18 protein-coding genes are annotated in these 21,123 nt (G+C 66.2%); 12 read left to right on the plus strand and 6 right to left on the minus strand.

What is annotated here, in order from left to right:
- Positions 1–5: 5 nt before the first annotated feature.
- The 7 genes from M3N53_09995 to M3N53_10025 are packed head-to-tail and all read left to right on the plus strand — an operon-like array spanning position 6 to position 9,665.
- A complete protein-coding gene (locus M3N53_09995) occupies positions 6–1,328 on the plus strand; it encodes an MFS transporter (GenBank protein ID MDP9068656.1) in 1,323 nt (440 codons plus the stop codon).
- Positions 1,315–2,937: an alkaline phosphatase family protein gene (locus M3N53_10000; protein MDP9068657.1), complete on the plus strand. Its 1,623-nt coding sequence runs from the start codon at positions 1,315–1,317 to the stop codon at positions 2,935–2,937. The genes M3N53_09995 and M3N53_10000 overlap by 14 nt, the downstream gene beginning before the upstream one ends.
- A gap of 52 nt (positions 2,938–2,989) precedes the next feature.
- Positions 2,990–5,056 carry a hypothetical protein gene (locus M3N53_10005; GenBank protein MDP9068658.1) on the plus strand — a complete coding sequence of 689 codons (2,067 nt, stop codon included), beginning with the start codon at positions 2,990–2,992 and terminating at the stop codon, positions 5,054–5,056.
- A gap of 5 nt (positions 5,057–5,061) precedes the next feature.
- A complete protein-coding gene (locus M3N53_10010) occupies positions 5,062–6,762 on the plus strand; it encodes an O-antigen ligase family protein (GenBank protein MDP9068659.1) in 1,701 nt (566 codons plus the stop codon).
- Entirely contained in the window at positions 6,759–8,330 is a 1,572-nt protein-coding gene (locus M3N53_10015; GenBank protein ID MDP9068660.1) for an oligosaccharide flippase family protein, read from the plus strand. Before M3N53_10010 ends, M3N53_10015 begins: the two co-directional genes overlap by 4 nt.
- Positions 8,327–9,274 (plus strand): sulfotransferase, encoded by a 948-nt coding sequence (locus M3N53_10020; protein ID MDP9068661.1) that lies wholly within the window; start codon positions 8,327–8,329, stop codon positions 9,272–9,274. Before M3N53_10015 ends, M3N53_10020 begins: the two co-directional genes overlap by 4 nt.
- Positions 9,264–9,665: a secondary thiamine-phosphate synthase enzyme YjbQ gene (locus tag M3N53_10025; GenBank protein MDP9068662.1), complete on the plus strand. Its 402-nt coding sequence runs from the start codon at positions 9,264–9,266 to the stop codon at positions 9,663–9,665. The genes M3N53_10020 and M3N53_10025 overlap by 11 nt, the downstream gene beginning before the upstream one ends.
- A 2-nt stretch (positions 9,666–9,667) precedes the next feature.
- Here the strand turns inward: M3N53_10025 and M3N53_10030 are convergent, their stop codons facing one another.
- From M3N53_10030 to M3N53_10040, 3 genes are all read right to left on the minus strand, one after another.
- Positions 9,668–10,918 carry a hypothetical protein gene (locus tag M3N53_10030; protein MDP9068663.1) on the minus strand — a complete coding sequence of 417 codons (1,251 nt, stop codon included), beginning with the start codon at positions 10,916–10,918 and terminating at the stop codon, positions 9,668–9,670.
- A 103-nt stretch (positions 10,919–11,021) separates the two neighbouring features.
- Entirely contained in the window at positions 11,022–11,930 is a 909-nt protein-coding gene (locus tag M3N53_10035) for a sulfotransferase (protein ID MDP9068664.1), read from the minus strand.
- Positions 11,930–13,162 (minus strand): sulfatase, encoded by a 1,233-nt coding sequence (locus M3N53_10040; protein ID MDP9068665.1) that lies wholly within the window; start codon positions 13,160–13,162, stop codon positions 11,930–11,932. Before M3N53_10040 ends, M3N53_10035 begins: the two co-directional genes overlap by 1 nt.
- 115 nt (positions 13,163–13,277) lie before the next feature.
- Here M3N53_10040 and M3N53_10045 point away from each other — a divergent pair, with 115 nt between their 5' ends.
- Positions 13,278–14,027: a WecB/TagA/CpsF family glycosyltransferase gene (locus M3N53_10045; GenBank protein ID MDP9068666.1), complete on the plus strand. Its 750-nt coding sequence runs from the start codon at positions 13,278–13,280 to the stop codon at positions 14,025–14,027.
- Positions 14,028–14,455: 428 nt separating this feature from the next.
- Here M3N53_10045 and M3N53_10050 read toward each other — a convergent pair whose 3' ends face one another.
- Positions 14,456–16,144, minus strand: coding sequence for an alkaline phosphatase family protein (locus M3N53_10050; protein ID MDP9068667.1), 1,689 nt, complete (start codon positions 16,142–16,144; stop codon positions 14,456–14,458).
- Positions 16,145–16,168: 24 nt separating this feature from the next.
- Between M3N53_10050 and M3N53_10055 the strand changes: the two genes are divergently transcribed.
- The 4 genes from M3N53_10055 (at position 16,169) to M3N53_10070 (ending at position 19,989) form a co-directional block, all read left to right on the plus strand.
- Positions 16,169–17,128: a glycosyltransferase gene (locus M3N53_10055; protein ID MDP9068668.1), complete on the plus strand. Its 960-nt coding sequence runs from the start codon at positions 16,169–16,171 to the stop codon at positions 17,126–17,128.
- Positions 17,125–17,838, plus strand: coding sequence for a CDP-alcohol phosphatidyltransferase family protein (locus M3N53_10060; protein MDP9068669.1), 714 nt, complete (start codon positions 17,125–17,127; stop codon positions 17,836–17,838). The genes M3N53_10055 and M3N53_10060 overlap by 4 nt, the downstream gene beginning before the upstream one ends.
- Positions 17,835–19,454, plus strand: a complete 1,620-nt coding sequence (locus tag M3N53_10065; GenBank protein MDP9068670.1) for an alkaline phosphatase family protein — start codon at positions 17,835–17,837, stop codon at positions 19,452–19,454. The genes M3N53_10060 and M3N53_10065 overlap by 4 nt, the downstream gene beginning before the upstream one ends.
- Positions 19,455–19,581: 127 nt before the next feature.
- Positions 19,582–19,989: a DUF4383 domain-containing protein gene (locus M3N53_10070; GenBank protein MDP9068671.1), complete on the plus strand. Its 408-nt coding sequence runs from the start codon at positions 19,582–19,584 to the stop codon at positions 19,987–19,989.
- Between the two features lie 188 nt (positions 19,990–20,177).
- Here the strand turns inward: M3N53_10070 and M3N53_10075 are convergent, their stop codons facing one another.
- Both M3N53_10075 and M3N53_10080 read right to left on the minus strand, forming a co-directional pair.
- Positions 20,178–20,618 (minus strand): CHRD domain-containing protein, encoded by a 441-nt coding sequence (locus M3N53_10075; protein MDP9068672.1) that lies wholly within the window; start codon positions 20,616–20,618, stop codon positions 20,178–20,180.
- Between the two features lie 127 nt (positions 20,619–20,745).
- Positions 20,746–21,123 carry an ACT domain-containing protein gene (locus M3N53_10080; GenBank protein MDP9068673.1) on the minus strand — a complete coding sequence of 126 codons (378 nt, stop codon included), beginning with the start codon at positions 21,121–21,123 and terminating at the stop codon, positions 20,746–20,748.

Consider the following 21,123-nt stretch of genomic DNA (forward strand, 5'->3'; position numbering starts at 1 on the left):
TGGGGATGATTAAGCGAGGCCTCGCGCTGATCTTCCAGCGGCGCGACTTCGGATTGTTGATGGGGGTCCAGTTCCTCGCTCAAGCAGGAGACGGGCTGTTCCAGACCGCGGTCGCGAAGGCCGTCGCCTTCGGGGGACAGAAGGGCTTCGACGTCGAGAGCGCCAGCAGCGTCGACGAGCTGATCACCATCGTGCTGTTCCTCTTCGTGCCGTACACGTTCATCAGCCCCTTCCTCGGCGTGGTGATCGACCGCTGGGACCGAAGGAAGCTGCTGTTCGCGTCGAACATGTTGCGCGCCGTCCTTGTCGGGCTCATCGCGATAGTCGGCGTGCAGACGACCGCGGAAGAACCCGTGACCGGCCTTGCCGGGACCGAGGTCTTACCGTCGGTCTTTCTGTTCCTGGTGTTCATGCTGACGCTCGCCTGCACCCGCGTGATGCTCGCGACGAAGTCCGCGGCGCTGCCGGCGACGTTGGATGGTTCTTCGCTGGTGGAGGCGAACGCGGTCTCACAGCTGGGCGGCGCGCTCTTCCAACTCGGAGCCGCGGGGATGGCGTTCATCGCGTCCACGATCCTGCCGTCGTGGCCGATCGTGCTCGCCGGCGCGGTGGTCTACGGAGCCGCAGCGGTGCTGGCGATGGCGATGCGAAAGGCGGGCGAGCCACAGGAGGCAGGTCGGCTGCGCCAGGAGGTTGCTCGGGTTGCTCGCAGCATCGCGGCGGGCGTGCGCGAGGTGGCGCGGACACCCAAGGCCGCCGCGTCCATCAGCACGTATCTGTGGCTGAGGTTCCTATGGAGCTTCACGATCGTGGGAGTCGCGTTCATCGCACGGGAGCTGGTGGCGGACGACGACCTGCAGGTCCTGGTCCTTACCGGCGGAGCGGGGGCGGTCGGCGCGGTGCTCGGCTTCGTCTTCGCGGGGAGACTGCACGCTCGCGTCCGCACGACCGGGATGTTGGTGCTGAGCGCTTCGGCCCTCGCGGGGGTGGCGGTGGCGGTGCTCGGCGGTCTCGAGATGAAGGCGTCGATCGCGCTGTTGACGTTCTTCCTCGGGTTCGGGTTCTTCCTCGGGAAGATCTCTCTCGACACGATGGTGCAGGAGGCGCTGGGCGACGACTTCCGCGGTCGGGCGTTCTCGCTGTACGACATCGCTTACAACCTTGCCTGGGTCGCGGCCGCCGTCGTGATGAAGCTCTTCTACGACGCGGATACGCGCGGCGCATTGATCGCATCGATGGGCCTGGTGTTCCTGGCCGGGCTCGCTCTTCTCGGGCGCTGGTTCAAACGCGCCGGTCTTCTAGCACCTTCTGAGAGTGCAGCGCTCTAGCAAGCTGCTAGCGGGGGCCGCTCTGGTGGCCGCCTCGGTCGTGATCGCCAGCTTCGTCGGGTTGTTCGACCGGGAGGGAACGCTTCCGTCGTTCGAGGGACAGTCGTGCTCGCTACCCCCCGATTACCTCGAGCGCACGCAGCGGGGTTATTTCGGTGCTCGCTCCGGGCAGATCGCGCTGCTCCCGGCGGAGCCCGCCTACATGGCCAGTGGAGGAGGCGGCTGGAGTCACTCCGGGCCGTGGCCCTACCTGCAGGACGTGCCGCTCGTCTTCTACGGGCCCGGGGTCGTCGAGCCTCTGGGCGAAGTAGATCGCCCGGTAACTCTCGCGGATGTAGCTCCGACCATCATGAGGATGCTGCGCGCATCTCTGCAGACGGAGGGCGGCGACCCGCTGGACGAGGTCGCGAGCTTCAGCGGCCGGGTGCTGCGCCGCCCGCCCCCGAAGCTCATCTTGACGATGGTGTGGGACGGCGGAGGGTGGAACACCCTGCGCCAGTGGCCGGAGACGTGGCCGAACCTGGCGCGCATCATGCGCGAAGGCGTGTCCTACACCCGCGCCACGGTTGGGTCGAACCCTTCGGTGACCCCCGCGGTGCACTCGACGCTAGGAACCGGAGAGTTCCCCAGCATCCACGGGATCACCGGCGTACCGGTGCGCGACGAAGAGGGGGTGGTCGTAGACGCGTTCTTGAAAGGTGAGTCGTCACGGTTCCTGCAGATCCCGACGATCGCGGAGAGGTGGGACGAGCAGCAGGCGAACGAGGCGCTGGTGGGGATGGTCGGGTACGAGCCATGGCACCTCGGGATGATCGGCAAGGGAGCCGAGGCCGACGGCGGCGACAAGGACCACGCCGTTTGGCTGAACGTCGAAACGAACGAGTGGATCACGAACCCGGCGCACTACCGGCTGCCACCGTCGATCGCTCAGACGCGGGGGCTCGAGCAGGATCTCGAGGAGCTCGATAGTGCAGACGGGGCAGCCGACGGTGCATGGAGGGGCAACGAGATCCTCGATTCGCCGGATCGCGTGGAAGAGACGCCCGCGTTCATCAGGTACCACGCCAGGGCGATGATGAACTTGATCCGCGAGGAGGGGTACGGCGACGACGCCATCACCGATCTGTTGTTCACGAACTTCAAGCAGATCGATCGCGTCGGTCACTACTTCAACATGGCGTCACAAGAGGTGCGGGACTCGGTCATCGAGACCGATGTGCAGCTCGGAGAGATCTTGTCCTTCCTGGATGAAGAGGTTGGGCGCGGCGAGTGGGTGGTGGTTCTGACGGCCGATCACGGCCAGCAGCCGGATGCCGCGGCCATCGACGGGTATGGGATCGACCCGCGGGAGGTCGAGGCGGACCTGCGCGACGAATTCGGCCCCGTCGTAACCGCGGTATGGCCGACCGAGGTGTTTCTCGATGATGCCCAGATGGCAAAGCTGGGCGTCTCGGTGGAGGAGGTGGCCAGATTCCTGGGTGACTACCGGCTCGCCGACAACACGCAGCGTCCGGACATGCTGGTGGGAGGGGCCGGCAGGTTCCACTCCCAAGACCGGATCTTCGCGATGGCGTTACCGGCCGCGATGTTGCCGGAGATCCGATGCTAGGGCTGTTGGTTCAGAGGGCTGCACCTGCTCGTCCGGTACCATGACCCGACCGATGGCTACGACGACCCTGACCGACCGCGCCCAAGCTCCGGCCGTTCCCACCGCGCCGATGAGCCCGGTCGACCGCGTTCTCGGGAAGCCGCCCGCCTACGTGCTGACGGCGCTCGTCCTGCTCAGCTTGTTCGCGTGGCCGTTCATCTCCGATCAGGACCGCGTCGCGCCGACCCGCGATCCCGCCTTTTACACGTGGCGGATCGAGGCGTTGATGACCGAGGAGCCGGCGCGGCTGCTGGAGATCGAGGGGCCGAACGGGATGTTCGCCGCCGGCTACCGCGTGACGGCACCTGTGCTGGGCGCCTTCCTCCGCCAGATCCCCGAGGTCGCACAGCTGTCCTCGGTGACGTTCATGATGGTGGGCCTACCGGTCCTGACCGCGTTGCTCCTGGCGGGATTTGCCTACCGCGAACGGCGAGACCCAGTGATGTTCCACGCCGTGGCTTTCGCCGCGGGGGGGCTGATGCTCACGCCGCCTTTCGTCGGCTATCTAGACAACATCTTGGTTCTGTTCTTCCTGGCGGCAGCGCTCCCGTTCTTGGCGCCGTCGCGCGAGTCGTGGCCGGCGCGCCTGGCCCTCGGGTTGCTGTTGTTGCTGTGCGGCCTCACGCATCCCACGACGCTGGTGATCTTCTCTCTTGTGTTGGGCGTGATGGCCGTGATCCGTCTGGTCGTTCGCCGGTTCGATCTTCGCTCTGTGATCCGGGATGACGGACCGATGCTTGTGACCGCCTTCGTCGCAACGGTGCTGACGGTGGCCATCTGGATCATCGGCATCTGGGGCCGCTCCGTGTCGCTGGCCGAGGCCGCGTTGTTGCCGCCCTATGGCGTCGACTTCTTCCTCGATCGTCTCCTGCTGTGGGTGAACGCGATGAGGCCGCTGTTGAACGGGCCGCTGTTGGTGATCGGTCTGGTCGGGCTGCTCGCGAAGAGGCCGTGGCAGAGGCTGGGCGAAGACGACCTGACGCGGGTCTCGGTTGCCTGGCTGGCGCCGCTCGTCGGGATCTTCGGTTTCCTGGCGGGCGTCGCGTACACCTACTACCGCTTCTTCAACACGACGCTCGCGTGGGTGTTGCTGGTGGGCGTCGGCGCCTACTTCGCACTCAGGTTCTTCATCGACCGCGCTCAACGGGGAGGTGTCAACACGCTCGCGTGGGTGGGCGTGCTGGCGGTCCTTTTCATCCTGGCTACGAACTTCACGACCGGCTTCCGCCTGTCCGGGTGGACGAACCCGAACAACCAGTGGATGGAGCCGCAGACGAGGAAGGACATGGACGCGCTGCGCGCGTATCTGTCGACGCAGGACCCCGATCGGCCGGTGGTGTTCGTCGTCGATGACGAGCCTCCACAGCCGTTCCAGATCTATGCCTTTGCAAAGCTCACCGGCAACACCTCGCGTTACGGACTGCCGCCGGGCATGATCGACCAGGGCTACCTGTACCTGGGCTCGCTCGAGAACTATCTTGCCGGTGAGCCCACGGAGCGGGAGGGGAACAGGACCTACGACGAGCTCTCGCCGGACCTCCTCGACGACGTCGAGAAGGGGATCGCGCGCAGTGGCCAGGAGCCGATCGTGGTGCTCGCGTCCACCTTCAACGAGAAGGGCGCCAACGCGGAGATCGCAGCGCCCGCAGAGGTGAACGGCGGCGGAGGCGTCTTCGACTTCGTCAACTTGACCCCGGACGTAGTCATGGTCGACGACGGGGCCGTAACCGTGAACGGCCAACCGACGAACGTCATAGACGACTTCGTGGAACCTAACGGCCCTCTCCACCTCGTGCGGCTGATCGCCGGATTGTTGTTGCTGCTGATCCCCGGCTTCATCGCGTTCAAGATGCTGTTGCCGGACGGGGAGCTGCCGGAGGCACTCGGGATGGTCCCGGCGCTCTCTGCCGCGCTCCTTTCGTTCACCGGGATCGTGGTCATCGCGGTGGCACGGGGTCCCTTCACTTTGGCTCTCGCGCTGGTGTCGCTCGTCCTCGCCGCGGTCATCGCATCGCTGTTGGGCGGACGGTCGGGGAGCGGGCTCCCGTTCACCCCCGGCGGGCGCGCCGCCCGCGCTTGAGCCTCGTGCTCGAGCGCCTGGATCGTCTTCCTGCCGCGTCCGCCTCCACCCAAGCGCGCCTTCTGTGGCTGGTCGTCGGGGTTGCAACGGTAGTGGGCGTTGCCGGGTGGGCCACGCAGACGCTGACCGGCGGCGTGATCGCGCTGTGGAGCTTCTGCCTCGCGGCGGCCGCTCTTGCCTTCGTCCTGCCGTTCCCGCTCGCCCTCGTCTCCCCCCTGTACATGGGGATCCTCGGGTGGCTCGTGGACATGCTGCCGCTCGTGATCCTGTGTGGGTGGGCGGCCGTAGTGACCCGTTGGGTCATCGTGCTCGTGACGGACCGCAGGCTCCCGCGCGGCGGTCGTTGGATCTGGTTGCCGATCGGGCTCTTGGTGTGGACCGCGCTGGGCGTCCTGGTCATCACGTCTCTGGACTTCAAGCATTTCCTGTTGCTGCTGGCGATCCAGGTCCTCGCTTCGGGCGCGGTCCTGGCGGTCGTGGATCAGGTCGACTCGCTCGAAGACCGATCCCGCATCGTGTCTGGCATCGGCGGCTTCATCGTTGTGTTGTCGGTCGCGGTGTTCCTCCAGTGGATCGGGGTGAACCTCGAGACCTTGCAGGACGGCGAGGTACGTCGACGGGTAGAGGCCGCCTATGGCCTCGATGCGTTCCCCAACAACATCGGGATGATCAAGTACGCCCGCTCGGTGAAGGCAGGGTCGTTGGAGCTGCGCCAGAAGCTGGACCGTGTCGCAGAAGGGGCGCCGGACCTGCCGGCGTTCGAGGTGTTCCGCCCCAAGTTCCAGGCCTACGAGAACAGTCTCGTGGTGCGCTTTGAAGGCTCGGCACGTGACCACGAAGACGCGTTGGCGCAGGCCGGTGTCCGGCTCCTCTACGACAACGTCGGGCTTGCGCCGGCGAACACCGTGCCGCGGATGAGGTCGTTCCCGCGCAACGCGCTTACGTACGCCGGCATCTGCGCTGCTCTTTTCCCACTCGCGTTCTTCCTGGTGTGGACGGGGCGGCGGCGGATCGGCTGGGCGATCGTCGTGGCGTGTCTATTCGGCGCCGGTTTCTCACTGGCGCGGGGGGCGTGGGTCGCGATCGCCCTGGGCATCGTCTACCTGCTGGTGGACGGCCTGATCTCCAGACGCCACAAGGGAACGATGGTTATCGCCTTTCTTGCGGGGGCGATCGTGCTCACGGGCGTGTTCCTGTTCAAGTACAAGGTCGACCCGTTGACCGGACGCGCCGGCGGAGGAGCCAGCGTCACCACGCGTGACGAGCTGTACCGGGACACGTTCGCCCTCGTGAGGAACAACCCCATATACGCGCTGCTCGGCTACGGGACCGAGCAGCCTCGCACCGAGAGCGGCACGACCAAGGAAGGCACGCGCTACGTCCCACCGGCGGGAACGCACTCGACGTATCTCAACTACCTCTTCAGGACAGGTGTCCCGGGCGCGCTCATGATCCTGGCCCTGTACGTCACGGCGGGTCTCCATGCCCGAGCCGCAGCGCGCGGGCGCGAGGGCGACGAACGGATGTTCGCGACGCTCGCGACCGCGGCCGTCGTCATCGCCGCCGCACATGCGGTCATCCTGAGCCTCTACGTCGAGCCGATCTACACGCTCGTCATCTCGTTGGTGCTGGGCGTGGCGATGGCAGGTTCGTGGCAACTCCCGCGGTCGGTGTGGCCGTGGCGTCGAGGTCCTAGCTCGGCGTGAGCCAGCCGGAGGAGAAGCGACTTTCGACCGAGACCGCCGCCGACATCAAGGTCGTGGCGAAGGGCGGCGCGGTCCAACTGGCGGGTCAGGTCACCCAGCGACTGCTCTCCTTCGGATTCGGCGCGATCTTCACGAGGATCCTCGGACCCGGTGCCTACGGGCTGTACCGGCAGGTCTCGCAGATCCTGGCCAACTCGTCGCAGGTCGGTCTCGCCGGCTTCAACTACGGAGCGATGCGCTTCATCACGAGCGCCCGGGCGCGTGGTGATCACGCGGCCGTTAAAGGAAGCCTGCGGGTGTCGCTGCTGGCGTCCGGGATGGCCTCGATCATCGTTTTCGCAGCGCTCCTCGTCTTCGCCGATACGATCGCCGCCGCTTTCGCTGACACGACCGAGCAACGGGGGGACTTCGCCCGACTGATCCGGCTTGGCGCTGCGTATGTGCCGCTGTTCGCTCTCCTCCAGGTGCTCCGGTACGCGACGCAGGCCTACAAGACGATGGTTCCGTCGGTCACCGCCGGGAACATCGTGCAGCCGATCGCCCGCTTCATGCTCGGTGTCACAGTTCTTGTGCTCGGATTCGACGTCGCCGGCGCCGTGGTCAGCCTGACCGTCAGTGTAGGACTCGCGGTGCTGGTCATCGCTTGGTACCTGCGTCGGATGCTCACGGAGGAAGAGCGCGCCGCGAAGCCTGCGGCGCGGGTGGGGCCGCTGGTGAGGTTCGCTCTCCCGCAAGCGGGTGCCTCACTCCTTGGGATCCAAACGCTCGGGTTGGGGATCCTGCTCCTCGGCGCGCTCAGCACCGACGAAGCGGCCGGTTACTTCGCTATCGCGCTGTCCTTGCAGGGTCCCGGGAACGTCTTCCTCGGCGGGATCGTCAACATCTGGGCTCCGGTGGTCTCGGACCTGCACGAGAAGCGGGAGATCGCTCGTCTGGATTCGCTGTACAAGACGATCAACCGCTGGATCGCGACGTTCTCGTTTCCGGTCTTCGCGGCGTTGATCCTGGAGCCGGACGTCTTCGTCTTGTTCTACGGAGAGGATGCCGCGGGAGCGATCCCGGTGGTCGCGCTGCTCGCGATCGGAAACATCTTCTATACCGGAACCGGCCCGACCGGGTACGTCATCTCGATGACCGGACATCCCGGTGTGAACTTCGCCAACTCCGCGGTGGCCGTGGCTCTCTACATCGGGCTCGGCTACCTGGTCGTGCCGCGGTACGGCGTCGTCGGCATGGCGGTAGTGGATCTGGGGGTCACGGCAGCGATCAATCTGGTCCGAGTGATCGAAGCCAAATTGCTCGTGGGCGTTCAACCGTTCGGGCGGAACTTCATCAAGCCGGTTGTAGCGACCGCGGTTGCCGCGGGTGTTCTACTCGCCTCGCGGGTCGTGACCGGCGACCGCACGCTGCTCGAGGTCGCCGCGATCGCGGTTGCGGCAGTCGTCTACGTCGTCACGCTCAAGGTGTTGGGGCTGGACGAGGAGGAGCGGCTCGTGTGGAAGCGGATCCGCAAGCGCGCGTTCAAGCGCGGCGGTGGCCAGAAGTCCGATGAAGGCTCCGGCGGATGAGCGTCGACAAGAAGGCGCTGCGCAAGAGCCTGCGAACGAACTTCAATCCAGGGCCGCGCGACTATCTCAACCGTGCCGTGCTGCGCGCCAGACAGGCCGCGCACCTCCCTGCCCTCGCCGCGGGAAAGACGCTCGACCGCCCGATCTTCATCATCGGGGCGCCGCGGTCCGGGACATCGATGCTGTACGCGATCCTGCGCGCCTCGGCGCACCTCGCGCACTGGCCGGGCGAGGCACACGAGGTGTGGGAGGCGGACCATCACCCCGCCCTCCGTGGGTGGGAATCGAACGCTCTCACCACGGCGGATGCCGATCCGGCCACCACCGCGCGCATCCGGCGAGAGTTCTTTCTCGTCACCGGACCTAACAAGCGCCTGATCGACAAGACCCCGAGGAACGCTTTACGCGTCCCGTTCATCGACGCGATCTTTCCCGACGCGCGCTATATCTTTTTGCAGCGGGATGGGCGCGACAACATCAACTCCTTGATCAACGCGTGGCGGACGCCTCGCTACCGCACCTACCAGTTGCCGGAGCCGCACGCCGTACCGGGCGTCGACCCGAAGTGGTGGAAGTTCACGCTGTATCCAGGCTGGCGCGACGACGCGCGCGGCCCCCTCGAGGTCGTGTGCGCGAAACAGTGGAAGCTGTCCTATGACTACGCTCTCGCTGCGCTCGAAGAGGTCCCACCCGAACGGTGGCTCAGGGTCAGCTACGAGGACCTCGTCGAAGCGCCCGAAGACGAGGTGGGTCGCATCATGTCGTTCCTGGGCTTGGAGTACGAAGCAGAGGTGCGAGCCAAGGCCGTGGCGGCGCGGAGCAAGCCGGTGAACGTCGTTACGCCGCCGGAGCGGGGCAAGTGGCGGCGCGAGAACCGCGCCGAGATCGAAGCCGTCGCGTCCCTGATAGCCCCGACGATGGAGGCTCTGGGTTATGGAGACTGAGCTCCGGCCACTCGACATGTCCAACAGGACCTTCGCCGACCTGACCGGCGAGCTCGCAGCGTTCGTGCGAGACAAGAGTGATGGCCTGGCGAGCGTGTTCGTTCCCCACGCGACGGCGGGCGTCGCGATCATGGAGCTCGGGTCGGGCTCGGAGGCCGACCTGCAGGAGGTACTGGGCCGGTTGCTGCCGCGCGACGACCGCTGGCAGCACAGCCACGGCTCCAGCGGTCATGGCGCCGACCACGTGCTCCCCGCCTTCATCTCGCCGAGCGTCACGATCCCGGTCGTCGACGGCGAGCTTCAGCTGGGCACGTGGCAGAGCGTGGTGTTCGTGGACACGAACCGCGACAACCCTCAGCGAAAGGTCCGCTTCTCCTTCGTCGCGGGGTGAGGCTAGTGGCGGTGGCGCACGATGTTGCTGATCGCACGCAGGCACTCGTACGTTCCCCATACCGAGTGGCGCCGCGGAGCGAGCAGCCGGTAGAACCCCGGTCGATCCGGGATCCTCGCGCGGAGATCGCCGTACCGGCGCGGAGCGACCTTCTCTATAGTCGTCCACCCCTGCTCGCGAAGCTTCTGCACCCGTACCTTCGAGAGACACGAGGTTTCTTCCGCGATCAGACGGCCTCGCACCAGCAAGTGCTTTCGCAGCGAGAGCCTGAGGCTGCGTTCGACAGCTACGGGAGGCGGCAGATGTGGCGTGCTGCTGAACGCGATCTTCGTTCCGTCGGGCGACCACGAAGGTGAACTATCGGTTCTGTCTTCACTGTTCGTGAGATCGGGTGCCCCGGTCTCGCCAGGCTGAAGCACGTGGATGTCACTGCCCCGAGAGAACGCAAGCTTGCCGGAGGGGCTGCAGTCGGGGTCGTAACCGCGAGTGACGGTGTTCGTCACACCTCCACGCATCGACTGGATGAACGGTCCCCGCTCGGCGGGGATGTCGCCCACGAAGTAGAGAGTCCCGTCCGGGCACCAGGTCGGGTGCCTCGACCCGTAACCGACGACAGAGCGCTCGTCCGTGCCGTCAACGTCGACCTGGTAGAGCTCCGAGTCGAACGTCTCGAACACCAGCTGCCGTCCGTCCGGCGACCACTCCGGAGCTATGTATAGAGCCCCTTGGGTGCTGAGTTGCCGCAGGCCGCTACCGTCGGCGTTGACCACGAACACCTGCGCCTTCTGTCCGTCGCGGCCCCCAGAGACGAAGGCGACCTTCGTCCCGTCGGCGGACCAGCTCGCGGGCCCGTCGAACTGATCCGTATCCGCGAGCAGCCGAAGCCCGCTGCCGTCGGAGCGGATGACGTAGAGCTCCTCGTCGTAAGACGTCTCAGTGGAGGTCGGCTGGGAGAAGACGATCTCGTCGGAGACCGGCGACCAGTCCGGATACCGGCCCTCCACCAGGTGGGTGCGGGCGCCGGTGGCGACCTCGAAGATCGTGAGGCCGTCCGTGACGAGCCGCGTGGAGTCGGGGGACCACGAGAAGCCGCTGCCGTATCCGAACGAATCGTCTTGGTCGGTCAGCTGCCGCTGACCCGTTCCGTCCGCGTCCATCACCCATACCTCCGGCCGCGGCGGCTGTGGGCTCGCGCCCACACTCGCCGGCGCGAGAAGGCTGCCCACGAGGAGGAGGACGCACAGCTTTCTCATGCTCTAGATAACGCCGCGCGGCACCTGAAGTTGCCGCTCGCGCGAGGGCACGGTTCTTTTCGCCGGGACTCTCCCGCTGGGCGACCGGCCGCAATGAGCCGGATCACGCCTTTGCGGCCAGGCTCCTGATCTTTCCCACGGGAGCGCCCGCGATCCCGGCCCGCGCCTTCAGCCGGGCCGCCGCGCTGGGGTTGGGATACCGACGTTCGAAGCCGAGCTCGCTCAGGACGTCGCCGGCAACCGCTTCGAAGATCTCTACGTGCTCCGGAGGCATGTCGGTCTTCCACGAGCGGATCCGCCGGATCGGCTGTTGCTTGACGTGCGGGTTGTACTTGTCCGCCCTCGCGAGGGCGCCTTTCTGGGTCTCCTGCGGATCCAGCATCGACGATACGAAGGGGACACCGATGAACGCGCAGATGTCCTTGATCTCGCCTTCGTTGTCTTCGACGAGGTCGGCGTACATGATCTCGATGTAGCGGCCGCGCTCGAGCGTCCTTCCGTCGCGCAGCCCAGCGGCCACGCGGTTCGCCCACAGCTCGGCAGCCTTGGCGATGTTCTTCGGCCCGAACGGCACGTCCGCGTACGACAGAGCGACGTCTCTACCGTCGCGGATCAGATGGATGAACCGGCTCTCGGGGAAGAGCCCCGCAAGCTCGGGGACGTTCAAGACGTAGCGCGGGGTCTTGTCTCCCCAGCGGGACTTCCCCCGGCGCCGCGCGTAGGCGCGATAGGCGGCCGCGACCGCATCCGCGTAGGGAACGGTGGCGGCGCCCGCGAGCTCCTCGGCGACCGCTTCGATCGGCAGGTCCCAAGCCTCGAAGCGCTTGTGCGCGGCAAGGCTCTGTAGGAAAGAGGGAGGGTCCACCTGGTCCCGCCCCTGGCGCAGCTCGGTGATGAACCGTGACTCGGGAGGCACCGCCACGTCGGGATGGGCGTTCAACGTCAGGCGCAGGAAGGTGGTGCCGGAACGGGCCGACCCGACGATGAAGAAGGGCGGATCTTGGTCCGCCATCACAGATAACCGAGGTCTCGCAGGTGTTGCTCGATCGTCGCCTCGTCCTCTTCCGACAGAGGGGCCTCTTCTCCGGTGACGGCGGACGCCTCAACCTCGGCGATGAACGACTCGAGCGGGCGGGCGACCTCCGGATACCTGGTGTACAGGTTGCGCTTCTCGTCCGGCCTCCCGCCCCCGTTGAGTTTGTACAAGGTTGGTTTCGCCGAACCGACTCGCAGCAACTTCCAGTCGGCGGTGCGGGCGCCGGCGATGCGGTTGCCCTCGAGCTTCACTCCGACCGCCTCCATGTAGGCGGGCTCCTCCGGCAGCGTCCCGCCCTCGATCAGCGGTCGCAGGCTGCGTCCGTCGATGCCCGCGGGCGTCTCTAGATCGCAGAGGTCACACAGGGTGGGGAAGAGATCCACGTGGCGGACCTGTTGCTCGATCGTCGCAGGCGAGACCCGGGGGCCGGCGATTATCAGCGGCACCCGAACGAGGTGCTCGTGCAGGGCGAACCCGTGGCCTACCGACAGAGACTGGAAGCGCTGGTCGAGGGCCGGGAGCCAGCTCTTCAGCCTGAGCGTCTTGCGAGACTTCCGCGCCAGCCGGATGAGCTTCTGCTGGAAGGACGTGTCCGGGTAGTCCTCGCCGTGGTCACCCGTGATCACGACGATCGTGTTGTCGCCGCAGGCGTCATAGACCGGCTGGAGCCACTCGTCGGTCGCCTGCACGGCGGCCTGGTAACCGGCCTTGTCCCACCGCTTGGTGAAATCGGGCGGAGCGCGGTAGGGGCGATGGACCTCCCAGATGTGCAGCAGCATGAACCACGGGTCGAGGTAGGAGTGCATCCGCTCGACCACCTCATCGCGCCATTGGAAGAACGGGACCTTGTATCCCTGCCGGTGACGAGCATCCTCGAAGCCCCTCAGGATCCCGGTCTGCGGCAGGAGCGGTCCCGTCACCTCCGCATGCGTCTGATAGCCGCCGGCGGCGAAGGCCTCGGCCATGGTCGTGAGCGAGCTTGAGAGTCGATAGCCCTGAAGTCCCCGCACGCCGTGCTTCGGTGGGTAGCAGCCGGTGAGGATCGAAGAGAACGACGGCGTGGTGGAGGTCGTGGTGGAGACGCAGTGGTGGAAGGCCGCGCCGCCGTCGGCGTAGCGATCGATGTTCGGCGTCGGGACCTCGCGTCCGAACGCGGCATCGGCTCGGAGCGAGTCGATGGCCAACAACAAGACGTTCGGCGCGGTCAATCAGGCCTCCAGCTGAGGGGATGGGGCGCGGACCTTCATCCTATCGAGGGGCCCTCGCTCATAGCCCTGATGCGCATGAGCTGCTTTCATTCCCTCTCCTGGCAGACTCCACGCGATGGAGCGCCCATTCCCGACGATCGAGGTTCTTGGGGTGCCGGTAGCGAAGCTGACGCCATCCGACGCCCTGGCGCAGATCGACCGGATCCACGACGAGCAAACGCCGGCGCTGGTCGCCTACGCGAACGCGCACACGCTGAACCTCGCCACCACCGATCCCTCGTACCGCGAAGTACTGCAGGCGGCGGCCATCGTGCTGAACGATGGCGCGGGGATCGGGCTGGCCGCCAGGGTCCAGGGCGAGCGTTTCCCCGCCAACCTCAACGGGAGCGACTTCAACCCCCAGATCCTCGGCCTCGCCGCGGATCGGCGGTGGCCCGTCTACTTCGTCGGGGCGCGGCCGGGGGTAGCGGTCCGCGCCGCCGCGGCGATGACTCAGCGCTACCCGAACCTCGTCGTCGCGGGCCACCGCGACGGTTACTGGTCACCCGAGCAGGAGCGGCAGGTCGTCGCCGACATCCAGGCAACGGGAGCCACGCTGATCATGGCCGCGCTGGGCAACCCACTGCAGGAGAAGTGGTTGGCGCAGCACCTGCCCGCCACGGGTGCACGGATCGGCGTCGGCGTGGGTGCCTTCTTCGACTTCGCCGCAGGTGAGGTGCCGAGGGCTCCGGCCTGGATGAACCGCTGGGGCATCGAATGGATCTTCCGCCTAGCCCAAGAACCAACCCGCCTCTGGAAACGCTACGTCCTAGGCAACCCGTTATTCCTAGCGCGCGCCCTCCGAGCCCGCCTGAAGCCCCACTGACCCCCGCTCCGAGGCGTCCCGCGATCGCGCAGACCGGGGTGGAGGACCGGGCCGGGACACTCCGGGCGCAAAACCGAGGCGCCCTCCGGAACCCGACCCGATCCTCTTCCCCATAGAGATCACCCCGCCGGGGACGCAGACCTTCGATACCAGCGGAGGGGCTGCCGGCGGCGCAGCCGTGCAACGAGCGGAGGCGGTGGCAGTTGTGCAACGAGCGGAGGGGCGGACGTGCATGGGCTTGAGCAGGGCCGTTCGCAGGGCCACGTCGTCGATAGCCGGATCAACAACGCGACGTGGCCCGGAGCCGAGGGAGGCCGGCGCCGATCAGGCGCCCGCCGACCGTGCCCAGCGATGCCCGTGCCGCCGCCCCGGAGCGACCCGTGTCCAGCGATGCCCGTGCCGCCGCCGCCGGAGCGGGGCCTGGGCTCTCAGGCGGAGGTGCGGGCGCAGTCGAGCGCTTCCTTTAGCTCCTCCGGCGTCAAGGCCGTCGTGAAGACGCGTTCTTCGGTGCGGTTCTCGAAGTCGCCGAGCGCCTGCTCGTTCGGGGCATTGTCGCCGATCGTGTAGGTGCGGAGGAATGCGGCGATGTCGGCGGGGTCCACGTTGTTCCGCTCGACCTCCTTCTTGTTGAGCATGATCTGGTAGCCCCGGTTGGACAGGATCAGGGGGACGTCTGGGGTGACCTTGTCGAACTTCTTTTCGATGTCGGCACTCGTCTCGCTCATGATGATGTTCCAACCGCCGGTCTCCTCGGGGTACGGCGTCATCCCGTGGTCGGCGGTCATCGCCAGCACGTAGTTCTTGCGGCCAACGGTGTCGTCGAGGAACCTCAACAGCTCTTCGATCTGCCGATCCTGCTCCTCCAACGTCTCTTTCTCTTCCAGCTCGACCATGTTCCATTCGTGGCCGGCGAGGTCCGTGCTCTTGTAGTTGACGAAGAACAGGTCCGGCACCTCGTCGGCGCCGAAGCCTTCGTTGGTCAAGAGCTGCTTCAGCTTGTCCGTTTGGAAGATCGACCACGCGGGCGTGTAGCGGATCTTTCCGTCGATGGGGAGCAGGGGGTTCCCGAGCCACCGCTGGTCGGCCTCGCCGTCGCGCTGGTCGACCTGGTCGATCGCCTCTTGCAGTCCCACGTTGCCCAGGAGATAGTCCGGCAGCTCGTAAAACTTCTCGCTCGTGCGGAACTCGACCTCGCCGAGGTCGTCCATGACCGCGATGTCGCGGTCGCCACCCTCGCTGAAAGCGCCGTGGCCGATCATTCCGAGGTGCCAGTTGTCGCGCGCCATCATGCCGACGAGCGGCATGTTGCCGTTCGCGCGATCCCATAGGTCCCCCAGCGTCTCGACGCGGAGGAACTTCGGGGACCCGCCCTCGTACGCGTCGAGGGTCTCGTTGCCGATCCTCATCCTGGTGTCGGACAAGCCGTGCTTCTTCGGGAACACGCCGGTGCCGATCGTGGCGTGGATCGACGGAGTGATGGACGGCGACGATCCGACCGTAGCTTCCGTGTACTTGGTGCCGTTCTTCATCAACGACTTCAGCTGAGGCCATGACTCCGGCCAGAACTCCAGCACGTTGTCACCGCCGCCATCCCACACGAGCGTGAAGATGAGCTTCGGAAGTCCGTTGCGCCGCTCTTTGGGCAGGAGCGCTTCGCGCAACGGACGCCCATCGACCTTCGTCGGGAGCTCGAAGTCGAGGAGCTCGGCGAACGTGGGCGCGAGATCGGCGACCGTCGTGGTGCGATCGCTGGTGACACCGGACTTGATGAAGCCCGGCCCGTACAGGACCAGAGGTACGTCCTGCGTGTACGGGAACGGCGTGGAGTGCCTCGTGTTGTACTGGTTCGGGAGCTGCTCGATCGTCAACACGTCGCCTGTGCGACCGGGGACGTACCCGCGCCAGACGCGCTCGAGGATCTCCACCGGCACGTCGCAGGCGCGCACCACCTCGATGCGCTGTGGGTCGCCTCCTCCTGATCGCCGGGACAGCAACAGGTAGCCGCCGCCGACCGCGCCCAGCACGAGCAAGCCCACCAGCAGCAGGGGCAGCAGCGGCCGTCGCGGGTTGCGGCGGAACAACGCCGGAGCGCGCGAGGACGGTTTGAAAGCGCTCATGTGCTCGACGGTACTCTGCTCGCCGTGGATCCAGGAACCAGTCGCGCTGCGTCGTCTTTCGTGATCGCGACCCGTAACCGGCCCGACGATCTGGCGAAGACGGTCGAGAGCCTCGTGGCGCAAACCGTGCTCCCGGCGGAGCTGTGCATCGTCGATTCCAGCGAGGAGACTCCGGCGCGCGAACGGATCGAGAGACTGTGCGCCGGCGCCGGCGTACCGCTGGACTATCACCACCCGGCTCCCAGAGGCCTGACCATCCAACGCAACGTAGGTATCGACAGGACCACGGGCGATCCCGTCTTCTTCATCGACGACGATGTGTGGATGGCGCCCGACTGCCACGAGGAGGTGCTGGCAGAGTACGCGCGCTGGGGGCCAGAGCTGGGCGGTGTCCGCGCCACTCCGGTTCGTCCCGCTCGCCCGTCCCTGGCGACCCGGATCTACCGGCGCATCTTCGGTATCGGAGGCTGGTGGCCGGAAGCGAGCGGAAGGGTGCGGCCGGGCTTCTACGCCGAGGGCGTGTCGGAGTCGGCGGGGGTACGGAAGCTCGAGTACTTCAACGGCTGGTTCATGTCCTTCCGGCGAGAGGTCTTCGACCACGAACGCTTCGACGAGGCCCTGTCGGGCTACGCCTACAAGGAGGACATCGACTTCTCGTATCGCGTCTCGCGCCGGTACGTGTTGGTGCAGACGCCGAGGGCCCGGTGCGATCACCTGAAGAGCCCGAGCGCGCGCCTCAACTCGCACAACCTCCAGCGCATGAACCTGGCGAACCAGTTCTACTTGCATCGCAAGCTGATGCCGCAGGACGGACTCCACAAGACGGCACTGTGGTGGGCCTGGCTCGGGCTGTTCATCTTGAACATCGGGAAGGCCGCGCAGACGAAGGACGCGGGGCTGGTAACGGGCATGGTCGCGGGGGCGTGGGAGCAGGTTCGGGGCAGAGGTCTCGTCGATCCCGCGCTGGAAGCCTCTCGTTCGTGAGCGGCTTCGAAGCGGACGCTCGGGGAGCCAAGAAGCGCGACTACTGGTTCACGGTGCTGCTAACGGACCCGGTCGCGGTGCCGTTGACCACTTTCCTCGCGAAGAGACGGCTGCTGACCCCGAACCAGGTCACGATCTTCGCCCTGGTCTTCGGGCTCTCCGTCGGCGTCTTCTTCGCGAGCGGCGAGCGGTGGGGGTTGATCGCGGGCGCGGTCGCGTTCTATCTCGCGTTCGTTTTCGACTGTGTGGACGGCAAGCTGGCGCGCGCGACGGGGATCACGAGCGACAAGGGCCAAGCACTCGATGCACTGGCCGACGGCGGCCGCCGCGCCAGTGCCTCTTTGGGGCTCGGTATCGCTCTGTGGCGTACCGACGGGTTTTACGACTGTGCTCGGGAAGGACTCTGTACCGGGTTATCCGACCTGGGAGAGCATGTCGCGCTGCTGGTCTTAATCGTTTACGTCGTACTGGCGTACTACTTCCTCGAGATCTCCGGGGCCGATAAGGGTGACCCTCCCGGTGGCGTACGTGGCAGGTGGGCGGAAGCGCTGGCGCGGCGACGGCTCCTGCCCAACCCCGGGATGCCCGACGTGCAGGCGATCGTGTTCATCTTCGGGCCGCTGCTCGGCCTCGTGGTCCCCGCGCTCGCGGTCGGGATCGCGATGGTGTCGGTGGCTATCCTGCTGACGGTGAGGAGACGACTCAGGTGACCTCCAAGGTCCTGTTGCTCGGCCTGGACGGCGCCACCTACACCGTGCTCGACCCCGCGTTCGAGGCCGGCCACATGCCGCGCTACAAGGCGCTGCTCGACAGGAGCGCGTCGGGCATCCTGACCTCGACCGTGCCTCCGTACACCCCTCCGGGTTGGACCTCGATCTTCACCGGCGTGAATCCGGGCAAGCACGGGATCTTCGGCTTCACGCTCGGAAACGTCCAGCAGAATCGCGGGCTGGTGCGGCTCGACAAGGTGACCGCACCCGCGCTCTGGAACGTCGCCAATGCCCAGGGCAAGAGGATCGGACTGTTCAACATCCCCATGACTTATCCCGCACCTCCGGTCGAAGGATGGGCCGTCTCCGGGATGCTTACGCCCGAGGGTGGGGGAGAGACCCCGACCAACTTCACTTACCCGGAGTCCTTGCGCGACGGGCTCGTGGAGGCGGCAGGCTCCTACGAGATCGATATCGAGGTCGATTACGACGAGGACTGGAAGTCGGCGGCGATCATCGAGCGCTTGTCGCGCAACCTCGCGAAGAAGCGTGACGGTCTCCGTTACCTACTGGATAACTACGGTGAGCTGCCATTGTTGTTCGCGGTGCTCGAAGCGCCGGACCGCCTGATGCACGTGCACTACAAGTACCTGGACCCGCGCCAGGAGCACTACGCGCGGCCGGAGGCCGAACCGATACGCCAGCGCGCGTGGGCTTTCTTCGACGAGATGGACGAGATGATCGGTGATCTGCTCGAGTGGGCGGAGAGTGACGGCTACGTCATCACGATGTCCGACCACGGCTTCGGGCCCAAGGACAAGACGGTCAACGTGAACGTAGCGCTGCGGGAATGGGGACTGTTGTCGGTCGGGGGCGCCGGCGCCGTGACCAAGTCCGCCGGGATGCGCAAGCTCGCTCGACGGGCGAAGAAGGCATTACCGAAGTCGGTATGGCAGAAGGCGAAGGGAGCGGCGCAGTCTTCCATCGATTGGTCGCGGACGAAGGCGTTCTCGGCCCCCATCCCGCAGCAAGGGATCTACGTGAACCTGCAGGGGCGCGAGCCGAATGGCGTGGTCACCGAAGCCGAATACGAGTCTGTCCGAGACGAGATCATCGAGAGATTCAGCGCGCTAGGCGATCCGGATGATGGGCGGCCGGTGGTCGATCGCATCTACAAGAGAGAAGAAGTCGTCTACGGCGATCAAGCGGTGCACGCGCCGGATCTGTTCCCGGTCTGCCGCGCCTATTCGTATGAGCTCTCCGACGGCACCTACTCGCCGGGGGTGCTCGATGACTACCGGAGGCTGCCGCGCGGGTTCCACCACATGGATGGCATCTTCGGGGTGGCGGGACCCGGTATCTCCCCCCGCAGCGGCGCGCAGGCCCACCTGTACGACATCGCGCCGACCGCGCTCTACCTCGCGGGGTGCGCGCTGCCGGAGATGGACGGAAGGGTTTTAGAGGAGCTGTTGCCGCCGGATCTCCTCGCCGAGCGGCGCGTTCGGATAGAGGCGATGGAGCTGCCGTTGGCGGGCGAGGGGGCCGAGGCGGCGGCCTACTCGGAGGAGGAGGAGGCACAGATCGAGGAGTCCCTGCGGAACCTGGGGTATCTCTAGCTGGTTTGGTGGAGGGTCGGGGGGGGACATACGAGCCTCTGGAAGGTGACAATCCAAGAAATGCGTGGTAACCGAAAGACAATGGATACGTCTCAATAAGGCCTGTTGGACAACGAAAGGGGACGAAGTGGCAGACAGAGTCACCGCCGGTAAGACGCCGACCCAGACCTTTGCGCTGGTGTTCGGAGCCGTGTACCTCCTGGTAGGGCTGCTCGGTTTCGTGAACGACCCCATCTTGGGGATCTTCAACGTGAACGCGCTGCACAACATCGTGCACCTCGCGGTCGGCGCGGCGTGGCTGTTTTCTTCGAGGGACCACGCGACCGCGAAGATGGTCAGTCTCGCGATCGGCGTCGTTTACCTGCTGGTCGCAGTGCTCGGCTTCGTGGCACAGGACCTGATGGAGGACCTGCTCGACATCACCGACAACGCCACGGGCATGGCCGACAACTTCCTGCACCTTGCTTCCGGAGCGCTCGGCGTCTACTTCGGCACGCGTGACGCCACGACGGGAGCTCGCACCAGCACCGTCTAAGCGCCGCAGCTTCAGCACGAAGGAGGGCCCGCCGCACGGCGGGCCCTCCTTGTTCGCGACCACGCGCCCTTCCTTCGTCCTCAGTCGTGACAGGCGAATGAACCTCTGTGCTGCACTCCGGGCCCGGAGGTGGTAGACCTCTCCTGATCAGGCCGGCTGGCTACGGGAACAAGAAAGACGAACCCTGATCAGGCCTCGAGCTGGCCCCTGGCGGCGCCGTCCGGATATTGCTCGCTGTGAACGTTCACGTAGAACTGCGACGGCTCCTCGCCGATATCTTCGAGCACTCCCTCGTCGACGCCGTCGACGCACTTCTCACCCTCGTCGCCCGAGTACTCGAGGTCGACGACGACCTCTCCAGACTCTCCCTCCCCGCCTTCGTGGATGTGAGCCGCATTGGCTCCCTCTACGCCCTCTAGCGTGATCTCGTAGCAGACCTCGTTCTCATCGGAGTTGATGTCGACGGTCGCGTTGCCGCTTCCGTCACCGCCGCAGGTGTCGCCGTCGCAGACCTCACTATCGGCAGTGAGCTCGAGATCGAAGGAGCCGCCTTCGTCGTTGCCTTCGTTGCACGCGCCCGCGAACAGCGCCACAACCATCATCAGGACCGGGACCCATGTCTTTCGCACCGTCTGCCTCCTTCGTCGTTGCATCGACCCACGACGACATACTGACTGGTGGCGTCGATTAGTTGGCCACCGCCCGGCGAGCATGCGGTGCGGGGAGAAACTCGGCCGCCGCCCCAGCGAGGTCCGGCTAGACGCCGGCCGCGGTCTCGAGGTCGTCTACCGCGAAGAGCAGCTCGGTTTCGCCGTCCGACCGTTTCACGACGTACGCCGCCGAGATCTGAACGCCCTCGGCCGCCAACCGCTTGCAGTACCGGCCGAGCTCGCCGGGACGATCGTCGAGCGTGGTCGTGAGAACCGGCCGCGCGCTCTCGACGCGGAACCCTTTCGAAGCGAGGAGCTCACCCGCGTCCTCGCCGTCGTCTACCACCAGGTGGACGACGCCGCGGCCGTCGAAGGAGGAGGCGGACAGCGTCTCGATGTTGACGCCGGCGGAACCGAGGAGCTCGCCGATCTCGGCCAGCACGCCGGGCCGGTCTTCGACCATCAGGACGATCTCCTCGAGCAT

It is taken from the genome of Actinomycetota bacterium, from assembly GCA_030776625.1.
In the GTDB taxonomy this organism is placed as follows: Bacteria; Actinomycetota; CADDZG01; order CADDZG01; family WHSQ01; genus MB1-2.

What these genes read in the sequence shown, in the direction of transcription:
- M3N53_10005 (MDP9068658.1), top strand. Translation starts at nt 2,990, where the DNA reads ATGGCTACGACGACCCTGACCGACCGCGCCCAAGCTCCGGCCGTTCCC.
- M3N53_09995 (MDP9068656.1), top strand. Translation starts at nt 6, where the DNA reads ATGATTAAGCGAGGCCTCGCGCTGATCTTCCAGCGGCGCGACTTCGGA.
- M3N53_10080 (MDP9068673.1), bottom strand. Translation starts at nt 21,123, where the DNA reads ATGCTCGAGGAGATCGTCCTGATGGTCGAAGACCGGCCCGGCGTGCTG.
- M3N53_10045 (MDP9068666.1), top strand. Translation starts at nt 13,278, where the DNA reads ATGGAGCGCCCATTCCCGACGATCGAGGTTCTTGGGGTGCCGGTAGCG.
- M3N53_10035 (MDP9068664.1), bottom strand. Translation starts at nt 11,930, where the DNA reads ATGGCGGACCAAGATCCGCCCTTCTTCATCGTCGGGTCGGCCCGTTCC.
- M3N53_10025 (MDP9068662.1), top strand. Translation starts at nt 9,264, where the DNA reads ATGGAGACTGAGCTCCGGCCACTCGACATGTCCAACAGGACCTTCGCC.
- M3N53_10030 (MDP9068663.1), bottom strand. Translation starts at nt 10,918, where the DNA reads ATGAGAAAGCTGTGCGTCCTCCTCCTCGTGGGCAGCCTTCTCGCGCCG.
- M3N53_10020 (MDP9068661.1), top strand. Translation starts at nt 8,327, where the DNA reads ATGAGCGTCGACAAGAAGGCGCTGCGCAAGAGCCTGCGAACGAACTTC.
- M3N53_10050 (MDP9068667.1), bottom strand. Translation starts at nt 16,144, where the DNA reads ATGAGCGCTTTCAAACCGTCCTCGCGCGCTCCGGCGTTGTTCCGCCGC.